Origin of the sequence: Alkalilimnicola ehrlichii MLHE-1, assembly GCF_000014785.1 — a bacterium.
Classification (GTDB): Bacteria; Pseudomonadota; Gammaproteobacteria; order Nitrococcales; family Halorhodospiraceae; genus Alkalilimnicola; species Alkalilimnicola ehrlichii.
The window spans coordinates 1,821,476-1,845,337 of sequence record NC_008340.1; the positions used below are offsets into that span (position 1 = coordinate 1,821,476).

24 protein-coding genes and 1 tRNA gene are annotated in these 23,862 nt (G+C 68.9%); 10 read left to right on the plus strand and 15 right to left on the minus strand.

The window, feature by feature from the left end:
• Positions 1 to 55: 55 nt before the first annotated feature.
• The 3 genes from MLG_RS08135 to MLG_RS08145 all read left to right on the plus strand — a co-directional run bounded on the left by MLG_RS08135 (position 56) and on the right by MLG_RS08145 (position 4,026).
• Complete coding sequence (locus MLG_RS08135; protein ID WP_156774658.1) at positions 56 to 2,164, plus strand: carboxy terminal-processing peptidase; 2,109 nt, start codon at positions 56 to 58, stop codon at positions 2,162 to 2,164.
• Between the two features lie 80 nt (positions 2,165 to 2,244).
• Positions 2,245 to 3,372 carry an enoyl-CoA hydratase/isomerase family protein gene (locus MLG_RS08140; protein ID WP_011629335.1) on the plus strand — a complete coding sequence of 376 codons (1,128 nt, stop codon included), beginning with the start codon at positions 2,245 to 2,247 and terminating at the stop codon, positions 3,370 to 3,372.
• A 297-nt stretch (positions 3,373 to 3,669) separates the two neighbouring features.
• Positions 3,670 to 4,026: a hypothetical protein gene (locus MLG_RS08145; RefSeq protein WP_011629336.1), complete on the plus strand. Its 357-nt coding sequence runs from the start codon at positions 3,670 to 3,672 to the stop codon at positions 4,024 to 4,026.
• 5 nt (positions 4,027 to 4,031) lie between these two features.
• On the opposite strand, the gene MLG_RS08150 is transcribed toward MLG_RS08145, so the two are convergent.
• Entirely contained in the window at positions 4,032 to 4,865 is an 834-nt protein-coding gene (locus MLG_RS08150; RefSeq protein WP_011629337.1) for a hypothetical protein, read from the minus strand.
• A 69-nt stretch (positions 4,866 to 4,934) separates the two neighbouring features.
• On the opposite strand from MLG_RS08150, the gene MLG_RS08155 reads away from it, so the two are divergent.
• Positions 4,935 to 5,022, plus strand: a tRNA-Ser gene (locus tag MLG_RS08155).
• 19 nt (positions 5,023 to 5,041) lie between these two features.
• On the opposite strand, the gene MLG_RS08160 is transcribed toward MLG_RS08155, so the two are convergent.
• Positions 5,042 to 5,920: an EamA family transporter gene (locus tag MLG_RS08160; RefSeq protein WP_011629338.1), complete on the minus strand. Its 879-nt coding sequence runs from the start codon at positions 5,918 to 5,920 to the stop codon at positions 5,042 to 5,044.
• A 115-nt stretch (positions 5,921 to 6,035) separates the two neighbouring features.
• Between MLG_RS08160 and dksA the strand changes: the two genes are divergently transcribed.
• Positions 6,036 to 6,440 (plus strand): RNA polymerase-binding protein DksA, encoded by a 405-nt coding sequence (dksA, locus tag MLG_RS08165; RefSeq protein ID WP_041718461.1) that lies wholly within the window; start codon positions 6,036 to 6,038, stop codon positions 6,438 to 6,440.
• A gap of 66 nt (positions 6,441 to 6,506) precedes the next feature.
• Here the strand turns inward: dksA and MLG_RS08170 are convergent, their stop codons facing one another.
• Genes MLG_RS08170 through MLG_RS15865 form a run of 4 tightly spaced genes read right to left on the minus strand, consistent with a single transcriptional unit; the run spans position 6,507 to position 12,084 of the window.
• The gene (locus MLG_RS08170; RefSeq protein ID WP_011629340.1) at positions 6,507 to 8,009 is read right to left on the minus strand and encodes a GTPase family protein; all 1,503 of its coding nucleotides are present in this window, start codon (positions 8,007 to 8,009) and stop codon (positions 6,507 to 6,509) included.
• 29 nt (positions 8,010 to 8,038) lie between these two features.
• A complete protein-coding gene (locus tag MLG_RS08175; protein ID WP_011629341.1) occupies positions 8,039 to 9,259 on the minus strand; it encodes a YcjF family protein in 1,221 nt (406 codons plus the stop codon).
• Positions 9,256 to 11,919, minus strand: coding sequence for an AMP-binding protein (locus MLG_RS08180; RefSeq protein ID WP_011629342.1), 2,664 nt, complete (start codon positions 11,917 to 11,919; stop codon positions 9,256 to 9,258). The genes MLG_RS08175 and MLG_RS08180 overlap by 4 nt, the downstream gene beginning before the upstream one ends.
• Before the next feature lie 39 nt (positions 11,920 to 11,958).
• The gene (locus tag MLG_RS15865; RefSeq protein ID WP_269490044.1) at positions 11,959 to 12,084 is read right to left on the minus strand and encodes a hypothetical protein; all 126 of its coding nucleotides are present in this window, start codon (positions 12,082 to 12,084) and stop codon (positions 11,959 to 11,961) included.
• Between the two features lie 55 nt (positions 12,085 to 12,139).
• Between MLG_RS15865 and MLG_RS08185 the strand changes: the two genes are divergently transcribed.
• On the plus strand, positions 12,140 to 12,886 hold the full coding sequence (locus MLG_RS08185; RefSeq protein ID WP_011629343.1) for a MarC family protein: 747 nt from the start codon (positions 12,140 to 12,142) through the stop codon (positions 12,884 to 12,886).
• Positions 12,887 to 12,892: 6 nt separating this feature from the next.
• On the opposite strand, the gene MLG_RS08190 is transcribed toward MLG_RS08185, so the two are convergent.
• Positions 12,893 to 13,102: a hypothetical protein gene (locus MLG_RS08190; RefSeq protein ID WP_041717980.1), complete on the minus strand. Its 210-nt coding sequence runs from the start codon at positions 13,100 to 13,102 to the stop codon at positions 12,893 to 12,895.
• On the opposite strand from MLG_RS08190, the gene MLG_RS08195 reads away from it, so the two are divergent.
• Entirely contained in the window at positions 13,102 to 13,518 is a 417-nt protein-coding gene (locus MLG_RS08195) for a phosphatase PAP2 family protein (protein ID WP_049753548.1), read from the plus strand. The two genes, MLG_RS08190 and MLG_RS08195, sit on opposite strands and share 1 nt — an antisense overlap.
• Here MLG_RS08195 and mobB read toward each other — a convergent pair.
• The 3 genes from mobB to MLG_RS08210 are packed head-to-tail and all read right to left on the minus strand — an operon-like array spanning position 13,501 to position 15,905.
• Entirely contained in the window at positions 13,501 to 14,055 is a 555-nt protein-coding gene (gene mobB / locus MLG_RS08200) for a molybdopterin-guanine dinucleotide biosynthesis protein B (protein WP_011629345.1), read from the minus strand. The two genes, MLG_RS08195 and mobB, sit on opposite strands and share 18 nt — an antisense overlap.
• 3 nt (positions 14,056 to 14,058) lie before the next feature.
• Positions 14,059 to 15,132: a tRNA-queuosine alpha-mannosyltransferase domain-containing protein gene (locus tag MLG_RS08205; protein ID WP_011629346.1), complete on the minus strand. Its 1,074-nt coding sequence runs from the start codon at positions 15,130 to 15,132 to the stop codon at positions 14,059 to 14,061.
• The gene (locus tag MLG_RS08210) at positions 15,129 to 15,905 is read right to left on the minus strand and encodes a glutamine amidotransferase (RefSeq protein ID WP_011629347.1); all 777 of its coding nucleotides are present in this window, start codon (positions 15,903 to 15,905) and stop codon (positions 15,129 to 15,131) included. The genes MLG_RS08205 and MLG_RS08210 overlap by 4 nt, the downstream gene beginning before the upstream one ends.
• A gap of 131 nt (positions 15,906 to 16,036) precedes the next feature.
• Here MLG_RS08210 and MLG_RS08215 point away from each other — a divergent pair, with 131 nt between their 5' ends.
• Complete coding sequence (locus MLG_RS08215; RefSeq protein WP_011629348.1) at positions 16,037 to 16,291, plus strand: Smr/MutS family protein; 255 nt, start codon at positions 16,037 to 16,039, stop codon at positions 16,289 to 16,291.
• 1 nt (position 16,292) lies between these two features.
• Here MLG_RS08215 and arfB read toward each other — a convergent pair whose 3' ends face one another.
• The 5 genes from arfB to MLG_RS08240 all read right to left on the minus strand — a co-directional run bounded on the left by arfB (position 16,293) and on the right by MLG_RS08240 (position 20,251).
• On the minus strand, positions 16,293 to 16,712 hold the full coding sequence (gene arfB / locus MLG_RS08220) for an alternative ribosome rescue aminoacyl-tRNA hydrolase ArfB (RefSeq protein ID WP_011629349.1): 420 nt from the start codon (positions 16,710 to 16,712) through the stop codon (positions 16,293 to 16,295).
• Positions 16,713 to 16,725: 13 nt separating this feature from the next.
• Complete coding sequence (locus MLG_RS08225; RefSeq protein WP_011629350.1) at positions 16,726 to 17,193, minus strand: CopD family protein; 468 nt, start codon at positions 17,191 to 17,193, stop codon at positions 16,726 to 16,728.
• An 81-nt stretch (positions 17,194 to 17,274) separates the two neighbouring features.
• Positions 17,275 to 18,147 (minus strand): class I SAM-dependent methyltransferase, encoded by an 873-nt coding sequence (locus tag MLG_RS08230; protein WP_011629351.1) that lies wholly within the window; start codon positions 18,145 to 18,147, stop codon positions 17,275 to 17,277.
• Between the two features lie 297 nt (positions 18,148 to 18,444).
• Positions 18,445 to 18,891, minus strand: coding sequence for a YaiI/YqxD family protein (locus tag MLG_RS08235; protein ID WP_011629352.1), 447 nt, complete (start codon positions 18,889 to 18,891; stop codon positions 18,445 to 18,447).
• Positions 18,892 to 18,958: 67 nt separating this feature from the next.
• Positions 18,959 to 20,251 (minus strand): DEAD/DEAH box helicase, encoded by a 1,293-nt coding sequence (locus MLG_RS08240; RefSeq protein WP_198003279.1) that lies wholly within the window; start codon positions 20,249 to 20,251, stop codon positions 18,959 to 18,961.
• Between the two features lie 289 nt (positions 20,252 to 20,540).
• Between MLG_RS08240 and MLG_RS08245 the strand changes: the two genes are divergently transcribed.
• Positions 20,541 to 22,544 carry a site-specific recombinase gene (locus tag MLG_RS08245; RefSeq protein WP_041717981.1) on the plus strand — a complete coding sequence of 668 codons (2,004 nt, stop codon included), beginning with the start codon at positions 20,541 to 20,543 and terminating at the stop codon, positions 22,542 to 22,544.
• A gap of 82 nt (positions 22,545 to 22,626) precedes the next feature.
• The gene (locus tag MLG_RS08250; protein ID WP_011629355.1) at positions 22,627 to 23,808 is read left to right on the plus strand and encodes a cystathionine gamma-synthase family protein; all 1,182 of its coding nucleotides are present in this window, start codon (positions 22,627 to 22,629) and stop codon (positions 23,806 to 23,808) included.
• Positions 23,809 to 23,862: the final 54 nt, after the last annotated feature.

Genomic DNA, 23,862 nt, shown 5'->3' on the forward strand with positions numbered 1-23,862 from the left:
GCACAACCCCGGCGGACGGCGCCAAGCCGCCCTGGGCATGCATTGGACTGAATCTATGAAACGGCAAGTCATACGCCCCGCCCTGGTCATCGCCGGCATACTGCTGGCCCTGGTCCTGGTCATCAGCGGTAACGATGGCCCCGGGCGCCCGGCACCGGCGGTCGCCCACTCGGAGCTGGCCCCTGATTCGGAGCAACGGGAGAAGGCCAGCGTCATCGCCGACCTGCTCACCCGCTACCACTATCGCGGCCAGCCGTTGGATGCCGGGCTCTCGGAGCGGGTTTTCGACGCCTGGCTGGACCAGCTCGACCGAGAGCGCTTTTACCTGCTCCAAGAGGACATTGACGCCTTCGATGAGCACCGGATCGGGCTCCACGAGCAGCTCCGCCACGGCGATCTCAGCGTGCCCTTCGCTCTCTATGAGCGTTACCGCGAGCGTGTGGCCGAGCGCACCGAATATGCCATCGGGCTGCTGGAGGCCGGTCTGGACTTCGACACCGACCTGCGCTTTGAGCAGGACCGCAGGGACGCCGACTGGGCCGAATCCCGGGAGGCCCTCGACCGGCTCTGGCGCAAGCGCGTCACCCATGATGCCCTCACCCAGAAGCTGGCGGGCCGTGACGAGGAGCAGGTCATCCAGACCCTCACTCAGCGCTACGAACGCATCCGCCGCACCACCGAGCAGGAGAGCGGCGAGGATGTGTTCCAGCGCTACATGGACGCCTGGGCACACGCCTTCGATCCGCATAGCAGCTACCTCTCGCCGCGTCGCTCCGAGGACTTCGACATCAATATGAGTCTCTCGCTGGAGGGCATCGGTGCGATGCTGCAGAGCGAGCACGACTTCGTCACCATCGTCGAGCTGGTGCCGGGCGGCCCGGCCGCCCAGAGTGAGGCGCTCTCACCCGGCGACCGCATTATCGGTGTCGCCGAGGGCGAGGACGGTGAGATGAAGGACGTGGTCGGCTGGCGCCTGTCCGACGTGGTCGATCTCATCCGCGGTCCGCGCGGCTCGGTCGTGTGCCTGCTGGTCCTGCCCGAGGCGGGCAGTGGTAACGCCACGCCCCGCGAGGTGGTCCTGGAGCGCAACGAGATCAAGCTCGAGGACCAGGCGGCCAGCGCCGAGGTCATCGAGGTACCGGGTGAGGGGAGTGGCAAGGATCGCATCGGGGTAATCACAATCCCTGCCTTCTACATGGATTTCGAGGCGGCCGAGGCAGGCGATCCGGACTACCGCAGCACCACCCGCGATGTCCGTCGGTTGCTCAACGAGCTCAAGGAAGGGGGCATTGACGGCCTGGTGCTCGATCTGCGCGGCAACTCCGGGGGCTCGCTGCGGGAGGCCGCGTCACTGTCCGGCCTGTTTATGGGCGGCGGCCCCATTGTCCAGGTTCGCCGCAGCAGCGGCGAGCTGGAGGTGCTCCGCGGCGGTGACCGCGCTAATTCCGCACCGCTCTACGATGGCCCGCTGGGGGTGATGGTGGACGGGTTCAGCGCCTCCGCCTCGGAGATTTTGGCCGGGGCCATCCAGGACTACGGCCGGGGCGTGATCATGGGCAAGGACACCTTTGGCAAGGGCACCGTGCAGACCATGATCAACCTGGACCGCTTTGGCCTGGGCAACGGCGAGGACGGCGCCGGGCGGCTCAAACTGACGGTGGCCAAGTTCTACCGTGTCACCGGCGACAGCACCCAGAAGAAAGGGGTGCAGCCCGATATCATCCTGCCCTCGCCCATTGATGCGTCGGAGTTCGGCGAACGCGGCATCGACAATGCCCTGCCCTGGAACCAGATCTCTGCGGTCGACTACCGGCGCGACGACACGCTGGAGGAGCTCATCCCCGCCCTGCGCAGCCGGTACCAGACCCGGGCGGAGGACGATCCGCAGTTCCAGGCCCTGCTGCGTGACTTCGAGTACCAGCTCCAGCGGCGTGAGCGGACCGATGTCTCCCTCAACGAGACAACCCGGAAGCAGGAGCGGGACGCCGAGGAGCAGGAGCGGCTGGCACTGCACAATGCCCGTCGGGAGGCCGCCGGGTTGGAGCCGCTGGAGGACGCCGAATCCAGGGATGACGATGAGCTGCCCGATGTACTCCTGGAGGCGGCCGCCTCGGTCATCGCCGACTTGAGACGGTTGCAGGCCGCCTATATGGCGCAGCGCTGATCCACTCCCCTCGGTCCGCCCGGTGGGCGCCGGGCGGGCCCCTTTCCGGCCCCCATATCAGAACAACAAGAGGATAGAGCATGGCCGAGCAACAGGCCGCCTTCCAAGCGCAGGTGTTACCGGCCCGCGATGACGGGCCTGGCATCGGGGTGGCCACCCTCACCGCCCCGCGTAAGCTCAACGCCCTGGACCTGGGCATGATTCAAGCCCTGAGCCGGCAATTGGAGGCCTGGGCCCGCGATCCGGCGGTGGCCTGTGTGGTCCTGGAGGGCGAGGGGGAACGGGCCTTCTGCGCGGGCGGTGACGTACGCGCCGTGGCCGAGGCCCTGCGCGGCAACCGCCCGGCGGGACTGGCCTTCGCCGAGCAGTATTTCAGCGCAGAGTACCGCCTGGATCACCAACTGCACGTCTACCCCAAGCCATTGCTGGTGCGGGGACAGGGTGTGGTCATGGGCGGCGGACTGGGCCTGTTCCAGGGCGGCGACGTGCGCGTGCTCACCCCCACGTCCACCCTGGCCATGCCCGAGATCACCATCGGTCTCTTCCCCGACGTCGGGGCCGCGTGGTTCCTGCAGCGCACCCCACCCGGGACCGGCGAATACGCCGCCTTGACCGGCGCCCGGCTCAACGCCGCAGACGCCCTCTTCATGGGCCTGGGCGACCTGGTCCTGCCCGAGGATCACCGGGGGGCGCTGCTGGAGGCACTCCAGGCCGTACGCTGGCACAACGAGCCCCGCCGTGACCGGAGCCTGCTCCACCAAGCCGCGCGCGGGCTGGCGATCCCCCGACCGGAGCTATCCGACTCGCCCGTTCAGGCCCGGGCCGAGCGCATCCGTCAGGTCATGGCCTGGCCCGGCCTGGGCCAACGGGTGGCCGCCATCCGCGACTCGGCCCGCCACGACCCCTGGCTGGAGGAGAACGCCGAACGCTTCGAGAGCGGCTCGCCGACATCCATTGCCCTGATCCACGAGCAATTCCAGCGCACGCGGCACCTAGCCCTGCGCGAGTGCTTCCAGCTCGACCTGGTCCTGGCCATCCAGTGCTCCCGGCGGGATGACTTCCCCGAAGGGGTGCGCGCCCTGCTGCTGGACAAGGACCAGAACCCCCAGTGGCAGTCCGCCACCCTGAGGGAGATCACCCCGGACTGGATCGACGCCCACTTCGTCTCCCCCTGGCCCGACCAGCCCAACCCGCTGCTGGACCTCTGAGCCCACCCCAACTGCGAGGGCCGACAGCGACGGCCCTCGCCACCCCGGCGGCCGCCATGCCGCACCGCGGCATTATGCCTCGCTCTCTCATATGGAATTGGTCTGACCCGGCCCAAACATGATGGTATAATCATGTTGCAACGCAATAACACGAAGTAGCCCTCGCCGGGCAACACGCAGCGGCCCCGCCGCAGCCATACCAACCCAGACCCCAGGCGACGGTGCAACAACTGGCAGGAGGAGCTGACACACGATCCGCTGGTTCACGGCAGGCCTTAATGGCCCGGGAGTAACAACATGTACACGGCGCTGATCAGCCCGCGATACGCCGACCGCATCGAGACCGCCGCCCGCGAGGCCGGGGGCTTCGTCGCGCGGGGCCTTATGGCCCGGCATCCGGCCCAGCCGGACACCGCCAACTGGTTCTATGCGCTATTGCCCGACCAGGCACCGGAGGATCCCGAGGTGGTCCCCTACCCTGCAGATGCCGTCATCCACGCCCTGGAAGCGGAGCGGGAGCGCTACCGGGCGATGGCCCGGCAGCATCCGGATACCCTGTGGCAGGAGGCCATCCGCGCCCTGGACGACCTGCTCGGGCGCCTCCACCAACAGGCCCCGGAATGCCCCCGCCACCCCATGGCCCAGACGGCCTGATGCGATCAGGTTGACCCCGGGGCGGCTGTCTCCTGCCCGCCCCGCTCCTCGACCACTGAGGCCGGCCGGTTGGCCTCCACGCCCAGGAAGACATCCCGGTACGAGACGTACATCAATGCCCCGGCCGCCGGTGCCACCAGCACCCCCGCCCAGCCCAGGCTGAAGGGCACCAGGGCCACCGCCACCAGCAACACCCCTGCCAGGCCCATCATCGGCACCGGATTGATGGTATAGGCCTGGCTGCTGACCACGGCGGCCGGGTAAACCGGGGCGTTATGCAGCACCAGCATCGGCAGGAGAAACCACTGACCCAACGCCAGCAGCATCACCAGCAGCACCCCACCGGCCAGGCCCAGCAATGCGCCGAAGATGTACATGGGCCCCATGAAGGCATGGCTTAAGGGCGGGGCAGCCGGCTCGCCGGTGTCCAGTCTCGGCGACCAATACCCGGCCTGCTCCACCAGCTGCTCGAACCCGACCACCGCAGGCTGCAACGCCAACAGGGCGGTGCCGTGCAGGGCGGAGAGAATGGCGGCCATCGCCAGGGCGATCAGGCAGTCCCGGTTGCCCGGCAGTACCAGGCCCCCACGGGCCGGCTTACTGAAATCGGCCACCAGCGCCAGGCGGATGAACAGCAGCAGGCTCAACGGCGCCAGGGCCAGGGTTCCCAGGGTGCGCAGCACGCCCCACGTCGCCTGCTGGCTGACGAAGTGCAGCAGCACCACCGCCGCGGTCCACGCCAACCAGGCCAGCGGACGACGACGGATCAACTCGGCGGCCTGGCCCACCCACCCCTGCCAGGCATCCGGCTCGACTTGACGAGGTCCCAGTGCTCCCATGGGGCGCCATTGCGGCCTATCCACGCTGCCTTGTCAAGCGCCCGCCCTTGACCGACAATAGTCCGCCCCGGAGGGGTGGCTGAGTGGTCGAAAGCGGCGGTCTTGAAAACCGTTGGCCCGCAAGGGCCCGGGGGTTCGAATCCCTCCCCCTCCGCCAGATTTGATTCGGCGTTTCCCTAGCGTTGCGCAAACAGCGGGACCTGCGCATAACGGGAGTAGCGCGCATTCACCCAAAGCGACAGGGCGATGACCACCCCCCCGACGGTCAGCCGGAGCAGATCCGCGTCGCGATTCCAGATCAACAGATTGACCACCAGGCCGGCGGGCACCAGGGCGTTATTCATCACCGCCAGGGTCCCCGCGTCCACCAAACAGGCGCCCCGGTTCCAGAGGTAGAGCCCCAGACCGGACGCCGCGACCCCCAGCCAACCGAGGACCGCCCATTGCACCGGCGTGACGGGCATCATCGCGCGGTCGCCGAAGACCAGCCAGGCCGGCAGGGTGACCAACAGGGCCCCGACGAAGAAGAGGAAGAAGGACTGGTAGGCGGGCTGCCCGGTGGGATACCGGCGCAACAGATGCTTGTAGCCCACCTGCCCCGCGGCGAAGGCCAGGTTAGCGAGCTGCAGCAGCAGGAAACCGAACCAGAACCCCTGGCTCAGGCCCTCGTAACGAATGATCCCCGCCCCCACCACGGCCAACCCGGCGGCCACCAGTGCCACCGGGGCGAACCGCCGGTGGAGGGCGTCGTCCAGGAGGGTGACGTACAGGGGCGTGGTGATGGTGAACAGTAACACCTCGGGCACGGTGAGGTAGGCGAAGGCGCGATAGAGGCAGAGGTAGGTCACACCGAACTGCAACGCCCCCACAGCCAGCATCCCGACCACCAGACCGGGACGGAGTGCGGCCAGACGCATCAGCGGCAGGAAGACCAGCCCACCTAGAAGCACCCGGGTCAGCACAGCAAAATCGCTGTCCACCTGACCGCTGAGATACTCACCGATCAGACTGAAAGAGAACGCCCAGAGGGCCGTGACAAAGAGCAGATACCCCATCGGCTCCCCTACCCGCGATGATATAGGAATCCGGTTCTGGTGACTGGCGTCAACCCCGGTCAAGTGCGGTATGCTGGTTCTTTCATCCGTACCGCCAGAGGAGGCCCCGGTCATGCTGACCAAGGAACAGCTGCTCGCCAGCCCACCGGAAGACTACATGAACGACGAGCAGTTGGCCTACTTCCGCCAACTGCTGGAGAAGGAGCGCAAGGAGATCCTTGAGGGGCTGGAGAGCACCACCCGCCACCTGCGCGACGACAACAGCCGCGAGCCGGACGAGCATGACCGCGCGACGCTGGAGGAGGAGTACCAGCTCGAGCTGCGCATCCGGGAGCGGGAAACCCGCCTGCTGCGCAAGATCGACCAGGCCCTGCGTCGGATCGAGACCGGCGAGTACGGCTACTGTGAGGTGACCGGCGAGCCCATCGGGATTCCGCGGCTCCTGGCACGCCCCACCGCCACGCTCAGCATCGAGGCCAAGGAGCGCGCCGAGGTGGAGGAGCGCACCCGCCGCTCCTGAGCGCCGGGTACCGCGGGCCCGGCGTTATCATCCCCGGGCGCCGTTGGCGCCCCCCCCGCGCGCCCCCTAGCGCCACAGCGCCCCGCTGAGCAGGCGGCGGCCGCCCCGGGCCGCCTGCCGCACCACTTCAGCCACCCGGCCGCTGGCCGGCTGGCGCTCCAGGCGCACCCGCCGGCCCTGCGCCATGACCGGCAGCAGCGCCTCCAGTTCCGCCAGCACCTGTTCCCGGTTATAGGGCGCCACCGCGTCGAGCCGGGCCGGGATGATCTGTCCCGGAGCGAGTTCCAGTTCCCGGGCCATGGCCTCTCGGGCGGCCGCGATGTTCTGCGCCTTGGGCCGCTCCTCGGGCGGGTCCCACCGGTAGGGCGGTGCCCACTCCCGCTTCGGCGACAGCCGGTCGATATGACTGGCGATCAGCCGGATCGGCGGTGAACGGCGCTCGGGATGGGCCTGGAAGTGGTCGCGCAGGGCCTGCAGTGCCGCCCGGTCCGGCCCCCGGTCCGCCCGGTGGGCCGGGCTCACCCAAAGCACCATATCGACGCCGTCGGCGGTCTGGATCAGCTGATCCACATCCCACTTCCGACCCAACCCCGGAGTGTCGATCAGCAGCACCTCGTCACCCCCGGGCAAGCCACAGATATAGCCTACCCGATCCCCGGTCAATGGCAGGGCATCGCTGCCCGCCTGCTGTTCGCCGAGCAGCACGTTGATCAGGGCCGACTTCCCGGCCTGCGGCTGCCCGACCACCAGCACCCGGGGCCGGCCCGGCAGCGCCGCCTCCCGCTCGGCCCCCTCGGCCTCGGCCAGCGCCGCCAGCGCCTCGGCATCCCGCTGCAGCCGGCCGGAGTAGAGCTCGATGGCCGCCCGTCCCACCTCCTCGACCCAGATCCGCCCCAGGCGCCGCAGCAGGTAGTCGCGCGCGGTGGTGGAGAGCTCCTGCATGAACAGCCCACGCAGTTCCGCAGCAAGGGCGTGGAGGGGGTTGGCCAGCCGCGCCAGACGGTAGGCCCGCCAGGCCCGCTGGCCATAGGAGAGCCCGGCAGTCACCGCCGGCTTGTAGCCCCACAGGCGCAGGACCTGCCCCACCCGGATGCGGTGGGAGAACGGCACCTCATCCAGCAGCAGCCGGCGCAGGCGGGCGCTGATCCGTTCGCTGAGCAGCAGCGCCTCCGGCAGGGTGAAGGCCCATACCGGGTCGTCGTGCTCCGGGTGGTAATGGCCGGCCACCGCCCGCAGGGTCTGCTCGGCGGTCTGTAACAGGCGGTCCCGGTCGGTCACCAGCGTCGGCTCCACCGCCTCGCTGAGCCGGGCCACCTCTGCCCAGGCGGCCTGCTCCAACGGGGCCCAATCCGGGTCCGCCGGGCGCACGGGTTGTTCGGCCCGATCACGCAGCTCGACCTGCCACCGCCGGCGGAGCCAGAGCAGCGCCGACCAGACCAGGCCGGTGGCGAACGCGGCCGCCCCCGCCCAGATCAGCAACCAGCCCTGCTGGTGAAGCCAGAGCAGGCCGAACCCGAACAGCGCGACGAAGGGGGCCGCCACCACCAGCGCCGCCAGCCCGAACCCCATCGCCCGAAGGCCTCTCCGCCACCGGCCGCTCACGGCCCCTCCCCGGTGCCGGGGGCGGAGGCGACGGCCCGCCGGCGCACCAGGCCGAAGGCATCGCGCAGCGCCTCGCGGTAGGCCTGCTCGACGCCGGCGGTGGGATCACGGCCCGCCTCGGCCCGGGCCAGGTAATGGCACGCCGCGTGGCCCAGCGCATAGGTGACAGCGAAGCTGGTTGCGGCCGCCGCTGCGGCACCCACCGTCTGCCCGTAGCCCGGTACCAGCTTGCCGAGCTGCCGGGCGCCGTGGCCCAGGCCCAGCCCGGCCAGCGTCCCGGAGCCCAGGGCCGCGAGAAAGGCGCCGAGACTGCGCCGGTCCCAGGGAACCCCGTAGATCCGCCCAAGGCTGTGCAGCAGTTTGCCCTGCAGGACCGGGACCGACACCAACCCCAACAGCGGCACGGCATCGCCGGCCGCGGCGGCGCTGGCGTAGCTGAGGATATGGGGCCGGGCCCGGTGCACCCGCGGGTCGTCGTCGGGGCGGCGCAGGTCCGCAAGGATCGCCGCCAGCCCCTCCGGCGCGAGCGCCTCCAGGGCATCGAGTAGCGCCTCCAGGCCGTAGAGCGGCGGGTCGAAACCCTCCTCGGCCGGGGTGAAGTCCACGGCCACCACCGCCACCGGCCCCCGGCCGGGCAGGGCCTGAAAGGCGCGGGCCTGCTCGTACCGGCACCGCTGTAGGTCCTCCAGACCGGGCGTCCGATCCAGCGCCGGGTAGGGTGGGTGATCGCGGCCGGCGGGATAGCCCTCATGGAGGCAGGTCTGGACCAGTAGCACCGGCCAGTCGGGGTGGGCACGGCGCACCTGACGCAGAGGCTCGAGCACCGCTTCCTGCTGCAGGTCCATGGCGCGCGCAACGGCCAGAACCACGTGGGCCTGGCCGCTGAGGGCGGCGAGGTCCTCGGCCGGATCATAGTCGGCCTCGCCCAGGCCCCGGCTATCGAGAAACCGCAGCAGCGGGGCATCGGGGGGGAAGTCGTAAACCCGGGCCGAGCGGGTACAGCTTTGGAAGCCGGTGCCCACCGTGGCCGCCGGATCGCCGGTGAGGGCGCGCACCAGAGAGGTCTTTCCCGATTGCACCTTCCCCACCAGCCAGAGCACGGGCGCCGCCTCCCGCGCCTTCCGGGCCAGCTCCGCCTGGTCCACCCCGACCCGCTCCGGGCGCAGCGCGGCATCGATCAGGCGCTGCCAGGCGCGGGCAAGGCGGGGGCCGGTCACGACCGCGGGGATCCCGGCTCCAGCGCCGCCACTTCGTCGTGGATCAGCCGGGCAATGGCGTGCTCGTCATCGCCCAGGGCCTTCAGGCGCTCGGCGCTGATCGGTTCGCCCACCACCACCGTGGCACGGCCGAATCGGGGCAGCCGGCGCCCCTTGGGCATGAGCTCACGGGTGCCCTCGACCCAGACCGGCACCACGGGGACCGGCCAGGCGCGCAAGAGCAGGCCGACACCGGGCTGGAAGGGCTGCAGGCGGCCATCTGGTGAGCGCGCGCCCTCGGGGAACCAGACCAGGCTGTCCTGCCGCTGCAGGGTCATGGCCGCCAGGGCCAGGCTGCGCCGTGGCGCGGAGGCCGGATCCACCGGCAGGACACCCGCCGCGCGGCTGAACCAGCGACTGACCGGCCCTTGGAACAGCAGCCCGGTCCAGCCGGCCCAGCGTAGGTGCAGCATGCGGCGCAGCCCAACGGCGTGGGACAGCACCACCGGGTCGAGCACGCTCAGGTGACGCGGGGCGATCAGCACCGGGCCATCGTCCGGCAGCCGCCCGCGCACCTCCACCCGCACCCACACACGGGTGAAGAGCGAGGCCAGCGCCCAGAGCAGTCGGGCCGAGACGGCGCTCAGGGCACTGCGCGGCTCGAGCCAGCGCTGCAGATCCTCGGGTACATTCGACTCGGGGCGGCGCAATTCCGCCACCAGGTCGCCGGCCCCCTCGGCCGTGCCCTCGCTCTGCCCCGCCCCGGCGGCCTCGCGGAGCAGATCGCGGACGGTCTCGATGCGCCCGATGGCGTCGTCATCGAACTCGACACCAACCCGGTCGCGCAGGGTCAGGCTGAGGTTGACCCAGGCCAGTGAGTCCAGCCCCAGGTCCAGGGACAGGCTGGTGTCCGGTGTCAGGCGAAAGTCCGGGTATTTTTCGACCAGGTACTCCCAGGTGGCCTCCGCCGACGGGTCGGTGAGCAGTTGCTGGTCCTCCGGCGCCATGGACTCCCGGGGGATGGGCTCGGCCTTGGCGGCACTGACCCCGCCCTGTTCCGCCAGGCGGTCGTACAGGTGCTGCAGTTCGTGGCGGCGAAGCTTGCCCAGCCGGGTCCGCGGCAGCGGGTCCACCGCCACCTGCAGCCGGCCCGGGCGGTGGTGGCTGGGCAGTGCACGGCCGGCCGCCTGCACCGCACTGATCAGCCGCTCGCGCAGGGCCTCGCCCTGGTGGGCCCGCAGCAGGGCCGGCTCCGGGACCGCCACGCCGACCAGTCGCCCGCCGGACTCCAGCACGCCAACCTCACGCACCCCCTCAGCCTGGCTCAGTACGCCCTCCACCCGTTCCGGATCGATATTCTCGCCGCCGGGCAGGACGATCATGGCGGAACGCCGGCCCTGGAGGTAAAGGTAGCCGTCGCCGTCCAGCTCTCCCAGATCGCCGGTGCGGAACCAGCCGTCCTCCTGCAGCACCTCGCGGGTCTTGTCGGGACGGCGCCAGTAGCCGTGGAAGACGTTATCGCCCCGGGCCAGTACCTCACCGATCTCCCCCGGCGGGTCGATGGCCAACTCCACCCCCGGCAGGGCCATTCCAGCGCTCTCCACGCGCAGCCGCTCAGGCGGGTTGTAGGTCAGGATCGGCGCCGTCTCGCTGAGACCGTAGCCGGTGGCCACCTCCCAGCCCAGGGCGCGGAGCTTTTCCGTCAGGGTGGGGTCCAGGGCGGCCCCACCGGAGACCACCATCCGCAGCGAGGGCGCCAGCCGCTGATGGAGGCTGCGAAACAGCCGTCGGCCCAGCCGCAAGCCCCACCGTTTTCGGGCCTGCATGGACAGCGCCAACATGCCGTGAAACAGCTTCTCGGCCACCGCGCCACGTCCGGCCACCCGGTCCTCCAACGCCGTCCACACCGCGTCGTAGAGCCGTGGCACCCCCAGCATGATGGTCGGCTGACCAAGCTGCAGGGCGCGGACGATCTGCGGCCCGACCAGCGAGAAGGGCAGGATCAGCGGCGCCCCCAGGCGCAGGGGGACCAGGATGCCGACCGTGAAGGGGTAGACATGGTGGAACGGCAGGGGCACCAGCACCCGGTCGTCGCTGCCGGCGACATTCTCCTGCACCAGGGACGAGACGTTGCTGGCCAGGTTCTTGTGGGTGAGCGGCACGCCTTTCGGCGCGCCGGTGGTGCCGGAGGTGTAGAACATGGTGGCCAGATCCTCCGGCGCCACATCGGGCACGATGGGCTCGTCGGCCCAGAGGCTCCGCCAGTGTTCGGGGGCACGCTCGTCACCGTCCAGGCGGTAGAGGGTGGGCTCCGGGTCCACCTCCGCCCCGATAACCCGGTCCACCAGCGCCCCGGTGGTGAACACCCAACGGGGCTGGGCATCACGCAGGACGAAATGGAACTCCTTGAGCGGCATCTGGGTATCCAGGGGCACCACCACGCCGCCGGCCTGCATCACACCCAGGGCGGCGGCCACCCAGTCCACGCTGTTGTGCGCCACCAGGGCGATCCGGTCACCCTTGTCCAGGCCCGCCGACACCAGGCCGGCGGCAAGCCGGCCAGCCCGTTCCAGCAGCTCGCCCCGGCTGCACTCCTCCGCCCCGTCGCGAGTTATGGCCACCGCCGCCACCCCGTCGGGCGGGCGGGCGCTGAGCAACTCGGGGACTGTGGCTGCGGTCATCGCTACCTCCGTGGGGCGCGGATGAGGGCGGCATCTCTGTCAGTCGTCATCCCGCCAGCCAAAGAACAGGGTCTTGATGGCATAACCCAGCATCACCAGCAGCAGGATCACCAGCGGCGCCAGGATGAATATCACGCCGTCACCGAGCACTTCAAAGAGGGGCATAGTCGCTCCCGATTCCAGACATGGACGTCCATAATATCATTCGAGGAGGCGCACCATGCTGGTATTGCTCGAGTACCTGATCATTACTTTCGTCGCGGTCTTCGTGATCGTCAACCCGTTGACGACCTCGTTCGTCTTCATGGCGTTACTGCCCACCGCCTCGGCGCGACGGCGCCGGACCATCGCCCGGCGCGCCACCGTCATCGCCACCGCCCTGTTTTTTCTCTTCGCCACCCTGGGTGGGCTGATCTTCCAGATCTTCGGCATCACCCTGGCCGCCTTCCGCATCGCCGGCGGGCTCATCCTGTTCGGGGTGGCCATGGCGATGATCCGCCAGACCCTGCCCTCGGAGGCCGAAACGGCGGAACAGGCACGCAACGACGAAGGGCGGATCACCGATGACATCTCGGTTATCCCGCTGGCCATCCCCTTTATCAGCGGGCCTGGGGCCATCGCCACGGTCATGATCCTGACCAGTGAGGCCCCCACGCTCTACCACTTGGCGCTGGTCTACCTGGCGGTATTAAGCTGCACGGTCACCTGCTACTTCGCGATGATTTACTCGCGCCATATCGTCCGCTTTCTCGGCGATACCGGGAAGGAGATCCTGACCAAGATCTTCGGACTGATCCTGGCGGTCCTGGCCATCCAGTTCGTGATTAATGGCGTGAGCGACGCCGTCACCGGCTACATGCTCGATTACAATCTGCTGGACGGCAGCCAGGTCGAGGACCCGCGGGCGATCGAGCGCCGGGATCTGCGCGATGAACGCGGCCCGGGCCCCGGGGAGGGCCGCGAATAGCCGGCCTCAGGCAGGCTGTAGCAACAACTCGAACTGCCGCGTGCAGGCGTCCCAGCCGAAGCTCAGAGCCGCCCGCCGGACCTCCCCGCGATCCAGCCGCAATGCGCACAGCGCCGCCGCGCGCAGATCGCAGTCCAGCACCCCGGTCACCCCTGGGGCGACGACATCCACCGGGCCGGTCACCGGGAAGGTGGCCACGGGCAGACCAAACGTCAATGCCCGCACCCCGCCCCCTCGCCCGATTCGACAGCGTGGAGATCCTGCTCTGCCGGACGCTCAACCAGTCGACCCGCCACCAGACCATTCGACGGTTCTTTGCCGGGGTGAGCAGGCTGGGTGATGGCCCCGTCTGGTACACGCTCATGGGCGCGTTGGTGCTTAACCCGGGTTGGAAGGGAGCGGTGGCCTCGCTGCAGATGGGGCTCACCGCCCTGGTGGGGATCGCCCTGGCCTGGTTACCCGGCCTCAGCCCGCTCCTGCTTCCGCTCGTCCTGTTGATCGCCCTGTCACGGGTGGTCCTGGGGCTGCACTATCCGTCCGACGGGCTGGTCGGGGGGATCATCGGTTACGGGCTGGCCCGCCTCTCGCTCTGGCTCTATCCGGCCGCGACACCGCTACAGATGGCGTCTTAGAAAATCGGCCACGGCCTCCGGGTCGTTCAGCGGCAGGGTGATGTGGCCCGGCGCTACCGCGGCCGGCTCATCGGTGGCCACGGCGATGATGGCCGGGTCGTCCGGGTGCAGGGGCCGTTCACTGAACCGCGGTCGGTAGACCTCGATCTTGGGGAAGCGCTCGTGGCGAAAGCCCTCCACCACGATCAGGTCGAGCCGGCTCTGGTCCAGCCGCGCCAGCTCCTCGCTCAGCAGCGGGTCGGATTGCGTCGCCGGCCGTTCCACCATCAGGGCGAAGCGCCGCCCGGAGGTCAGCAGGACCTGCCCGGCACCGGCCTCGCGCAGGCGGTAGCTGTCCTTACCCGGCTTGTCCACGTCGAAACGATGGTGGGCATGCTTGACCAGGCCCACCCGCAGCCCGGTCGCCGACAGCGAGCGGATCACGCCCTCCAGCAGGGTGGTCTTGCCGGCGCCGCTCCACCCGGCGACACCCACCACCGGAATCCGGGCGCCGTCGGGCCAAAGCGGGCCCCAGGGGTGGTCAGGGGATAATCTCATGCGTCAGTCATCCTCGAATGGCGGGGTCAACAGTGCTCGCCAGGCCGGTTCCAGGCGCGGCGCCAGCCAGCCGGAGACATCCGGTGCCGGCGGGGGGCCATCACGAAGCCAGCCATACAGGCGTTCCACCAGGGCCCGGTGGTCACCGCCCGGGTAACGGTGCGCGGGCGGATACTGCTCCGGGTAGCAGAGCGCGTCAGGGGCCAACGGGCAGGCCCCGGCGCTTACCGCCTCCAACATGGCCAGCCCCTGAAACTCATGCTCCGCGGTACTGACCACCACCCCGGCCCGGGCCAGCAGGTGACGGTATTCTGCCCGATCCACCCGACCATCGGCCACGATACGTTCAGGCAATGCCTGGCGCAGCCGGCGCAGGGGTTCCGGTGCCGGCTCCGGCCGCGCGCCCAGCAGGGCCAGGCGGAAGTCGGCACCGCGGCGATGCAACGCCAGCATGGCATCCGCGAACAGATCCGGTCGCTTGTCGTATTCCCACCGGTGGTTCCAAAGGATCAGGCGCGGGTCCCGCTGCCCGGGGGGCAGCGGCTCCACCGGCACCGGCAGGACCGCGGCCCGGGCTGCCAGGGCCTCCACGATGCCGCCGGGTACGGCATCCGGCATCTTACGCAACAGGGTCCGCACCCCCGACAGGAAGCTGTCCCGGTTGAACGCGGAGTTAAACAGCAGCCGCTGCGCGGCGAGGGCGCCGTAGAGTTGCACCATCTGCGGCTCAACGCTCTTCACCTGGCGGGGACTGACCGGGTAAGCGAACTGGTTCTCATGAAAATAGTAATAGGCCGGGACCCGCGCCAGGCGGGGGTTGAGCCCCCGCAGGGTGGCCAAATCCACCATCGACGTGGCCAGGATGAGGTCCGGTCGGTCTTCCGGCAGGCCGCCCAGCCAGGAGAGCGGATTGCCGCGGATCCGCCAGCGAAAGAAGCGCCCGGGCAGCTCCCGCCGTGCCCAGTCCACCCCACTCTGGCTGCGCACCAGCCCGTCGGCCCAGGCTCGATGGCTGTCGGCGCGATAGGCCGAGAGCAGCCAGACCCGTGGCCTCTCTGGCGCCTCCCCCGCCGTCACGCCGAGGCGGCGGGGTTGGCCTGCCGGCGCTCCCCGCACAGCGCCCACGCCGCAGCCAGCGCCCCGAACCGGGGCAATAACCGGCTGGCAGCCGGGGTGGCCCGGACCTCATGGAGCAGGCGGTCAGGGTCCTGATCCTCCATCTGCAACTGAGGGGTGACGAATTCGATGTAGCGCCGCATCACCTCGGGCGAGAACTCCGGATGGAACTGCACCCCCCAGGCCCGTGCCCCGATGCGAAAGGCGTGATGCGGTTCCACACCGCTGCGGGCGAGCACGACCGCACCACGGGGCAGATGCCGGACAAACTGGCGATGGACCACCTGTGCTGGAAAGGCCTGCGGCAGCGTTCGGAACAACGGATCGGCCCGCGCCGGTTCGGTGCGGTGCACCGTCGCCGTCCCGATCTCAATGCCACGCTCCCGGTAGTCGACGGCGCCGCCCATCGCCCGGGCCAGGAGTTGGTGGCCGTAGCAGATCCCCAATACCGGGACCTCCCCCGCCACCAGCGCGCGCAACCACTGCTCGGCAGTGGGCAACCAGGGCTCACCCTCGGTCACCATGCCGTGGGACCCGGTGATGATCACCCCCGCCAGTCGGGTGGGCTCCGGCAGGCCGGCCTGCGCCCTCGGGTCCACCACCCGCACCGGCAGCTCCAACTCACCGAGACCGTGGCGGATCCAGTCCTCGAAATTCCCCTCGTCCTCCGCCAATGCCGGAAAGGTGGAGCCGGCTTTGAGAATAATCAACGGCTTGTCGAGGTTATCGTCCATGCACCACCACCCGAAGGTTCACGTTGTCCCAGGCTGATCATAGAACAGCCAAAACCCGTATGCTGCGCACCGCTTATACCACGGCCCTTGACTGATAAGCTAGTGATCCACTGGGTTGATATCGGCGGATCATGGCGAAGATTAAGATCGACCTGCACGACTGCTTCAACGACGGGCGCCGCATCGACCGGGCCCTGCACGACGCCATTGACCAGGCCTGCCGCAAAGGGATCAGGCAGGTGGAGATCATCCATGGCCGGGGCAGCGGGCAATTAAAGAAACGGGTGCTCAAATTCCTGGAGCAACCGGAGATCAAGGCCCGCTACCACCGCGTGGAGAAGGACACCAAGAACCCCGGTCGCCTCTTCGTCCATTTCCGGCACTGATTCAGTCATCGCCGGCCGGCCGGTTGCGCAATCGCTTGACCCGGCCGCGCCGCTTTTTGCCCTCCATCCGCCGCTGTCGCGCCGCCCGGGTCGGCTGGGTGGGACGGCGCCGGCGGACCGGCCGGGCCGCCTCCCGGATCAGCGCCCGCAGGCGCTCCAGGGCATCCTGCCGGTTCTGCTCCAGGGTCCGGTATTGTTGGGCCTTGATGACCACCATCCCCTCTTTGCTGATGCGGTGATCGGAGACCGCCAGCAGCCGCTGCTTATAGTAGGCCGGCAGGGTGGAGCGCCGGATATCAAAACGCAGGTGCACGGCAGTGGCCACCTTGTTGACGTTCTGCCCGCCGGCGCCTTGGGCACGGATCGGCTGGATCTGGATCTCCCAGTCGGCGAGGGTGACACTGTTGGATATCCGGAGCATGGCGGGTGATCGCTCAGAGCCAGAATCGGCCACCGGCGCCCACGGCGACCGTGACCAGGCCGAGCGCTAGGTTGAAGGCCACCGTGCTGCGGATGGTGGCCAGGTCCTTGGCCCCCGCGCTCCAGTCCTCCTGGGCCACCGCCCGCCGGAACCGCTGCCAGGGACGGAAAAACAGGTAGGCGAACACGCCGGTCATCACCAGGCCAAGCACGTGCATCAGGTGGATGTGCATGCCCGATCCGGCGAAGCCGCCGAACACCCCGAAGAGCAGGTAATAACCGGTCGCGAGCAGCACCAGGATCGAGGCCCAGACCAGCGGGAAGAAACGGGCGAAGACACCACGCCAGAGCGTCTGCCGGGCCGGCCCCTCCAACGTCTCGGCCGCCACCGGGCGCAGAATGCCCCAGGCGAAGGCCATGCCGCCCACCCAGAGGACGGCGGCGAGGGCGTGCAGGGCCAGGGCGGTGCTGACGTAGGGCATGGCGGTCTCCGGCGGTCGGGTGCGGTCACGGGGTGCCCTTCCAGCCTAGCAGGCTGCCCTGGGTCCTGGCACGCCGGCCGGTCAGTCTCGGCGCGCGCTGATACACCAGGAGCTGGAGGGCATTACCACCTTGCCTTGATCCAGGTAGGGGCGCAGCGCCTCAGCCAGCGCCTGCTCGATCTCGTCACGTCGCTGCGCCGCGACCTCCCCCGCCTCGCGGAAGACCTCACCCGCCGGCCCGATGGCCAGCTGAAAGGCGATGGCGTCGTCCAACGAGTCACCCACGGTCACCGGGCCATCAATGCGCTCGAAACCGATATCGCCAAAGCCGGCGATCTCCAGCTGCCGGGTCACCACCTCCGGATTGGCCATGGAGAACGGTCCCGGACCACAGGTCCGCGCGTCCTCTCCCGGGGGCGGCAGGTAGTCGAGGACCACCTCCTTCGGCAACCCCAGCCAGGGGTTATCCTCCACGTCGCGCCAGACGATGAACATCAGCTCGCCGCCGGGTCGCAGCGCCGAGCGCACGTTCCGCATGGCCGCCACGGGATTCTCAAAGAACATCATGCCGAAGCGAGAGAAGGCCATATCGAAGGCAGGCTGGAAGGGATAACGCTCCACGTCCGCCGCCACAAAGTCCACGTTATGCAACGCCCGCCGCCGGGCCTCCTCGCGAGCACGCTCCAGGAAGTCGTCGACACAGTCGATCCCCAGCACATAGCCCTGCGCTCCGGTCTTTTCCGCCAGGGCGAGGGCGGTGTCCCCCCAGCCGCAGCCCACGTCCACCACCCGCGCCCCGGGCGCCAAGGCCAGATTGCCCAGCGGCACGCGGCTGTGGTAGCTCAACCCGTCCATCAGGATATGGCGAAAGCGGTTGAACTTCACCGCCAGGGTGTCGTTCCAGAACTGGACGTACTCGGTGGGATCTGTCACCCCATGCGTGATCTCAGCCATGGCAGCCGCCCTCCTATACCAGCACAGCCTACTGCTCGACGGCGAATGCATCGCCGCCGCTGATGCGCTGCAGCAGTCGTGCCTGCCGCATAGCGTCAGGACAGGGGCCAGTCCGCAGGGCAAGGCAAGCCTGCCACCGCAAGAGTGTACGGGGAGTATAGGTTCGCAAGCCCACGACTTCTGCGCCGGAGGCCCTGCGGTTTTGCGTGGGCCATCGCCCGTGTGTCGATGGGGAAAGGCAGGTCATCTGCCGCCTGTTCCACACCTACTTCTTCGTGCGGCCACAGGGGCTTGCCGTCAGCGATTCGCCGTCAGGAACCGATCAAGCTCATTGGCGAAGGCCTGGCGGTCGCGCTGGCTCATGGCCGGGGCGCCGCCCGTGTCCACCCCGCTGGCCCGCAGGGTGTCCATGAAATCGCGCATGTTCAGACGCGCCTTGATATTACTGGTGGTGTAGCGCTCACCACGGGGATTGAGGGCATGGGCCCCTTTTGCAATCACCTCGGCGGCCAGGGGGATATCGGCGGTAATCACCAGATCCCCCGGCTCGACGCAGCGGACGATTTCGTTGTCCGCCACATCGAAACCGGGGGCCACCTGGACCCGGCGAACATACCGCGAGCGTGGCACCCGCACGGGCTGGTTGGCCACCAGGATCAGCGGCGTCCGGGTGCGCTCCGCCGCCCGGAACAGGAGCTCCTTGATGACACCCGGACAGGCATCGGCGTCCACCCAGATACTCATCCAGAGGCCTCCTCCAGCGCCAGTCCAGGCGCTGGGTAACGGCCTGCCCGGCGGCACTGCGGCATGATCAGCCCTGGCGGGCCGACTGGCCCGGACGGCCACCGCGGCGCCGGCCGCCTTGCGGGCGGTTGCCGGCCGGCGCGCCGTTGGGCCGCCGGCCGCCGCCGGCACCGCGTCCGGCCGGCTTCTTGAACAACGGTTGCGGCCGCTCGCTGGGATCCGGTTCGAAGCCTGGCACGATATGCTGATCGATGGGCCGCTTCAGCAGCTTGTGGATACCGTCCAGCAGCTTGTGCTCGTCCACGCAGACCAGCGACAACGCCTCGCCACCCCGTCCGGCCCGGCCGGTGCGGCCGATGCGGTGGACATAGTCCTCCGGCACGTTGGGCAACTCGTAGTTGACCACATGGGGCAGCTGGTCGATATCCAGCCCGCGGGCGGCGATGTCCGTGGCCACCAACACCCGGACCCGGCCCTGCTTAAACTGGGCCAGCGCCTTGGTACGGGCGCTCTGGCTCTTGTTGCCATGGATGGCCGCCGAGCTCAGACCGTCCTGGTCCAGTTGCCGGGCCAACCGATCGGCGCCGTGCTTGGTCCGGGTGAAGACCAGCACCTGCCGCCAGTCACCATCCTGAATCAGGTTGCTGAGCAGGGCGCGCTTCTCACCGCGGCTGACCGGGTGCACCCGCTGGTTCACGTTCTCGGCGGCGGTGTTGCGGGCGGCCACCTCGATCTGCGTGGGGTTACGCAGCATGCCCTCGGCCAGTTGGCGGATCTCCTTCGAGAAGGTGGCCGAGAACATCAGGGTCTGGCGCTGCTTCGGCACGGCGGCGATCACCCGGCGGATGTCGCGGATGAAGCCCATGTCCAGCATGCGGTCGGCCTCGTCCAGGACCAGCATCTCGACCCCGGAAAGGTCCACGGTGCCCTGGCCCATGTGGTCCAGCAGCCGGCCGGGGGTGGCCACCACGATGTCGACGCCGCGGCGCAGGGTCTGGATCTGCGGGTTCATGCCCACGCCGCCGAAGATCACTGCGGTCTTCAACGGCAGCTTGCCACCATAGGTCTTCACACTGTCCCGCACCTGGGCGGCCAGCTCGCGGGTGGGGGTCAGGATAAGGGCGCGCACCCGGCGACGCCCGCCCTCCGGGCGGTTCTGGCTGAGCCGCTCCAGCATGGGCAGGGTGAACCCGGCCGTCTTGCCGGTACCGGTCTGGGCGGCCGCCATCACGTCGCCCCCCTGCAGAATGGCCGGGATGGCCTGGGCCTGCACCGGGGTGGGTTTGCTGTAACCCTGTTCAGCGACAGCACGAAGCAGCACGGCCGACAGACCGAGAGAATCAAATGACATAGAAAGGATGACTCCTGGGGTGCCTACCCGCACGGCCTTGCGACACAACAGCGGGGCCCGGTCCAGGCAAAAAAAAGGGGTGAATTCGGGGAGGCCCTGTGAGGGGGTGACCGCGAACGCGTGACGCCGACCGGAGCGCGCCAACGCCGGGGACTATACCAGTTATCGCGCCTTTCCACACCCTTTCGCGTGAGATCAGTCGGCCATGGCACAGTCCGGCTGCGGCGGGATTATGGTAATAGTGAGCCTGAGGGCCCCAAAACGACCGTCGTCAGGTAAGAGCGAGGACCGATCCGGCATGAACGAAGACGCCTCAGCGGCATTGCAGCAGGCCCTGGAATCGAAGGGCGCCGACAACCTGGTGGCGGCCCTGCGCCCAATCATCAACTGGTTGCGCCCGGCCGACCCCGCCCAACCGCTGACGGCCGAGCAGCGGGTCTCCACCCTGGCCGAGACCCTGACCCGGCGGGAAGACTTGCGGACGCCACTTCAGGCGTTGCTGCGGGCATCGCTCTCCCAGGCCACCCACCTGCCGCTCCACACCGAGATCGGACTCTTCTCCCGGCGCGGTTTCATCGGCGAGTTCGGCCAGCGCTTCTACGAGCGCCTGAACCCGCGCCCACGCGACCCCGGTAACCTGCGCGACCTGCTTGACCAGCTCTTCGACCGCCCGGACGACCCCGAGTGGGTGACGGCCGTGCCGGACGCGGCCTGGCTGACCCTGTTCGATGCCCTGGGCCCGTCGGCCGGGGCGACGGACCCGGCCTGTGAGCGGGCCCGCGAGCAAGCCCTGTACGCGGTGGAGATGCTCTCGCTCTGGGTGGCCGCGGAGGAGCTGGAACCCGAGTTGCTACGCTTGGACCCCGGGCTGGCCGAGCGGGACTCCCCCTTCGTGGCCCAGGAACGCGAGGTGGCCGGCTATATCCGCGCTTACAACCAGTGGCTGGAGGAAGCCGATGCGCCCTGCCCCGACGACGGCCATGCGCGGGCGCTCCTGGAGCAATGCCGCGAACAGCTCGACCACTTCCACCGGCGCGCGGTTACCCTGGGGAGCACGATCGGCCTGACGCACCTGCTGGCGCGGTTGGAACAGACCCTGGAGCGCATCGTCACCCTGCTCGACATCCTCTCCCCGGCCAGCGGCGCACAGCGGCGCCAGGTAGCGGTCAGGCTGTTCAAGAGCCTGGTCCGCGAGAATGCGCGCCAAACCAGCCTGCGCGCGCTCTGGCAGGACAACACCCACCTGGTGGCGCGCAGCATCACCGAGCAGGCCAGCAAGACCGGCGAGCATTACATCACCGAGGACCGTCGCGACTACCTGGGCATGCTCCGGGCCGGGGCCGGCGCCGGACTGATCATCGGTTTCATGGCCTTGATCAAGATCCGGCTGGTGGAGATGGGCCTCTCCCCCGGTTGGGAGACCGTCTGGGTCAGTCTCAACTACGGCCTGGGCTTCGTCCTCATCCACATCCTGCACTTCACGGTGGCCACCAAACAGCCGGCCATGACCGCGGCACGGCTAGCGGCGGTGATCGAGACCGGCGACCAGGGGGCCGCCGACCGCCGGAAACTCGCCCAACTGCTGCTGCAGGTCGGGCGCTCCCAGTTCGCGGCCGTTGTGGGCAATGTCAGCGTCGCTCTGCCGATAGCGCTGCTGGTGGGGTGGCTAAGCATCAGCGCCTTCAACACCCCTGCGCTCAGCCCCGGACAGGCCGACTACCTGATGGAGGGGCTGCGTCCGCTGATGGGACTGGCCCTGCTGCACGCCGCCATCGCCGGGGTATGGCTGTTCGTGGCCGGGCTGATCGCGGGCTTTTTCGACAACCGGGCGGCCTACCTGGACCTGGCGCGCCGGCTGCGTGGCAACCCCCACCTGGCACGGGTCCTGCCCGACGGCCCGCGAGCGCGGATCGCCGACTACCTGGACCAGCATTATGGAGCGCTGGCCGGCAACTTCCTGTTCGGCGTCCTGCTCGGCACCACCGGCTACGCCGGCTACCTGATCGGCCTGCCGCTGGACATCCAGCACGTCGCCTTCGGCTCGGCCAACCTGGGCTATGCCGCCACCGTGCTGGACCCCGGTCCGGCGCTCTTTCTGCTCTACCTGGGCTTTGTGCTGTTGATCGGCGCGGTAAACCTCTGGGTGAGCTTCGGGCTGGCGCTGCATGTGGCCCTGCGCGCCCGCGGCGTGCGTCTGGGCAACCTGAGGGCGCTGGCACGGGCCTACGGCCAGGCGCTGCGCGAGGCGCCCCGGACATTCCTCTTTCCCCCGGGCGATGCACCAGACCATCCCCGGGACTAGGGGTCCTTTATCCGTCCGCCCGTGGCGGGCTACCCTGAGGCACCAACACTGCAATAGAAAACGCCGCCGGAGGAGTTATGCCATGACCGATGACCGCCACCATTTCGGCACCCGAGCGCTCTGGGCCGGCGAGTCCGAGGACCCGCACTGCCGGGACGTGGCCCTGCCGATTCACCACAGTGTCACCTTCGCCTACGAGGACGTCGACGAGTGGTTCGATGTGGCACTGGACCAGAAGCCCGGCTATATCTATTCGCGCAACAAGAATCCGACCGTCCGCCCCTTGGAACTGACCATGCGGGCGCTGGAGGGGGCCGAGGAGGCCATCAGCTTCTCCACCGGCATGGCCGCCATCAGCAACACCCTCTATACCCTGCTGGCCCCCGGCGACCGGGCAGTGGCGATCAAGGATACCTACGGCGGCACCAACAAGATTTTCATCGAGTTCCTGCCCCGGGCCGGGGTGGATGTGGCGATGTGCGACACCCTCGACTTCGACGGTATCGAGGCGGAGATCCGTAAGGGCTGCAAGCTGCTCTACCTGGAAACGCCCACCAACCCGACCCTGAAGGTGGTCGACATCGCCCGGCTCTCCCGGGTGGCCCACGAGCACGGCGCCAAGGTGATTGTGGATAACACCTTCGCCACGCCCATCAACCAGCGGCCGCTGGAACTAGGTGCAGACCTGGTGGTGTACAGTGCCACCAAGTACCTGAACGGCCACTCCGACGCCATGGGCGGTATCCTCTGCGGCCCCAAGGGGATCGTTGACCAGGTTTACCACTACCGGGAGATCAACGGCGCCACCCTCCACGCCAACACCGCCTACATGATCCTGCGCGGGCTGAAGACCCTGGAGCTGCGTATTCAACGCCACAACGAGAACGCCCAGCGCATCGCCGAGTACTTGCACGATCACCCCAAGGTGGACCACGTCTTCTACCCGGGCCTACCGGATCACCACAACCACGCCATCGCCAAGGCGCAGATGGACGGTTACGGCGGTATGCTCAGCTTTGCGCTGACCGGCGACTTCGACCAAGTGAAGCGCTTTCTGCCGCGCCTGCACCTGGCCCACAAGGCCGCCAGCCTGGGCTCCGTTACCACCCTGGTGGGCCCTCCCAGGGTGACCAGCCACGTGGAGCTGACCGCAGAGGAGCGTCGGGCGGCGGGCATTCCGGAGAGCCTGATCCGCTACTCGGCCGGCATCGAAAACGCCGAAGACTTGATTGCCGACCTGGAGCAGGCCCTGGCCGGCCTCTGACCCGGCAACGGGTCCGGGCGACAACCCGGCCGCGCCGTGCGGCGCCATCAGCGT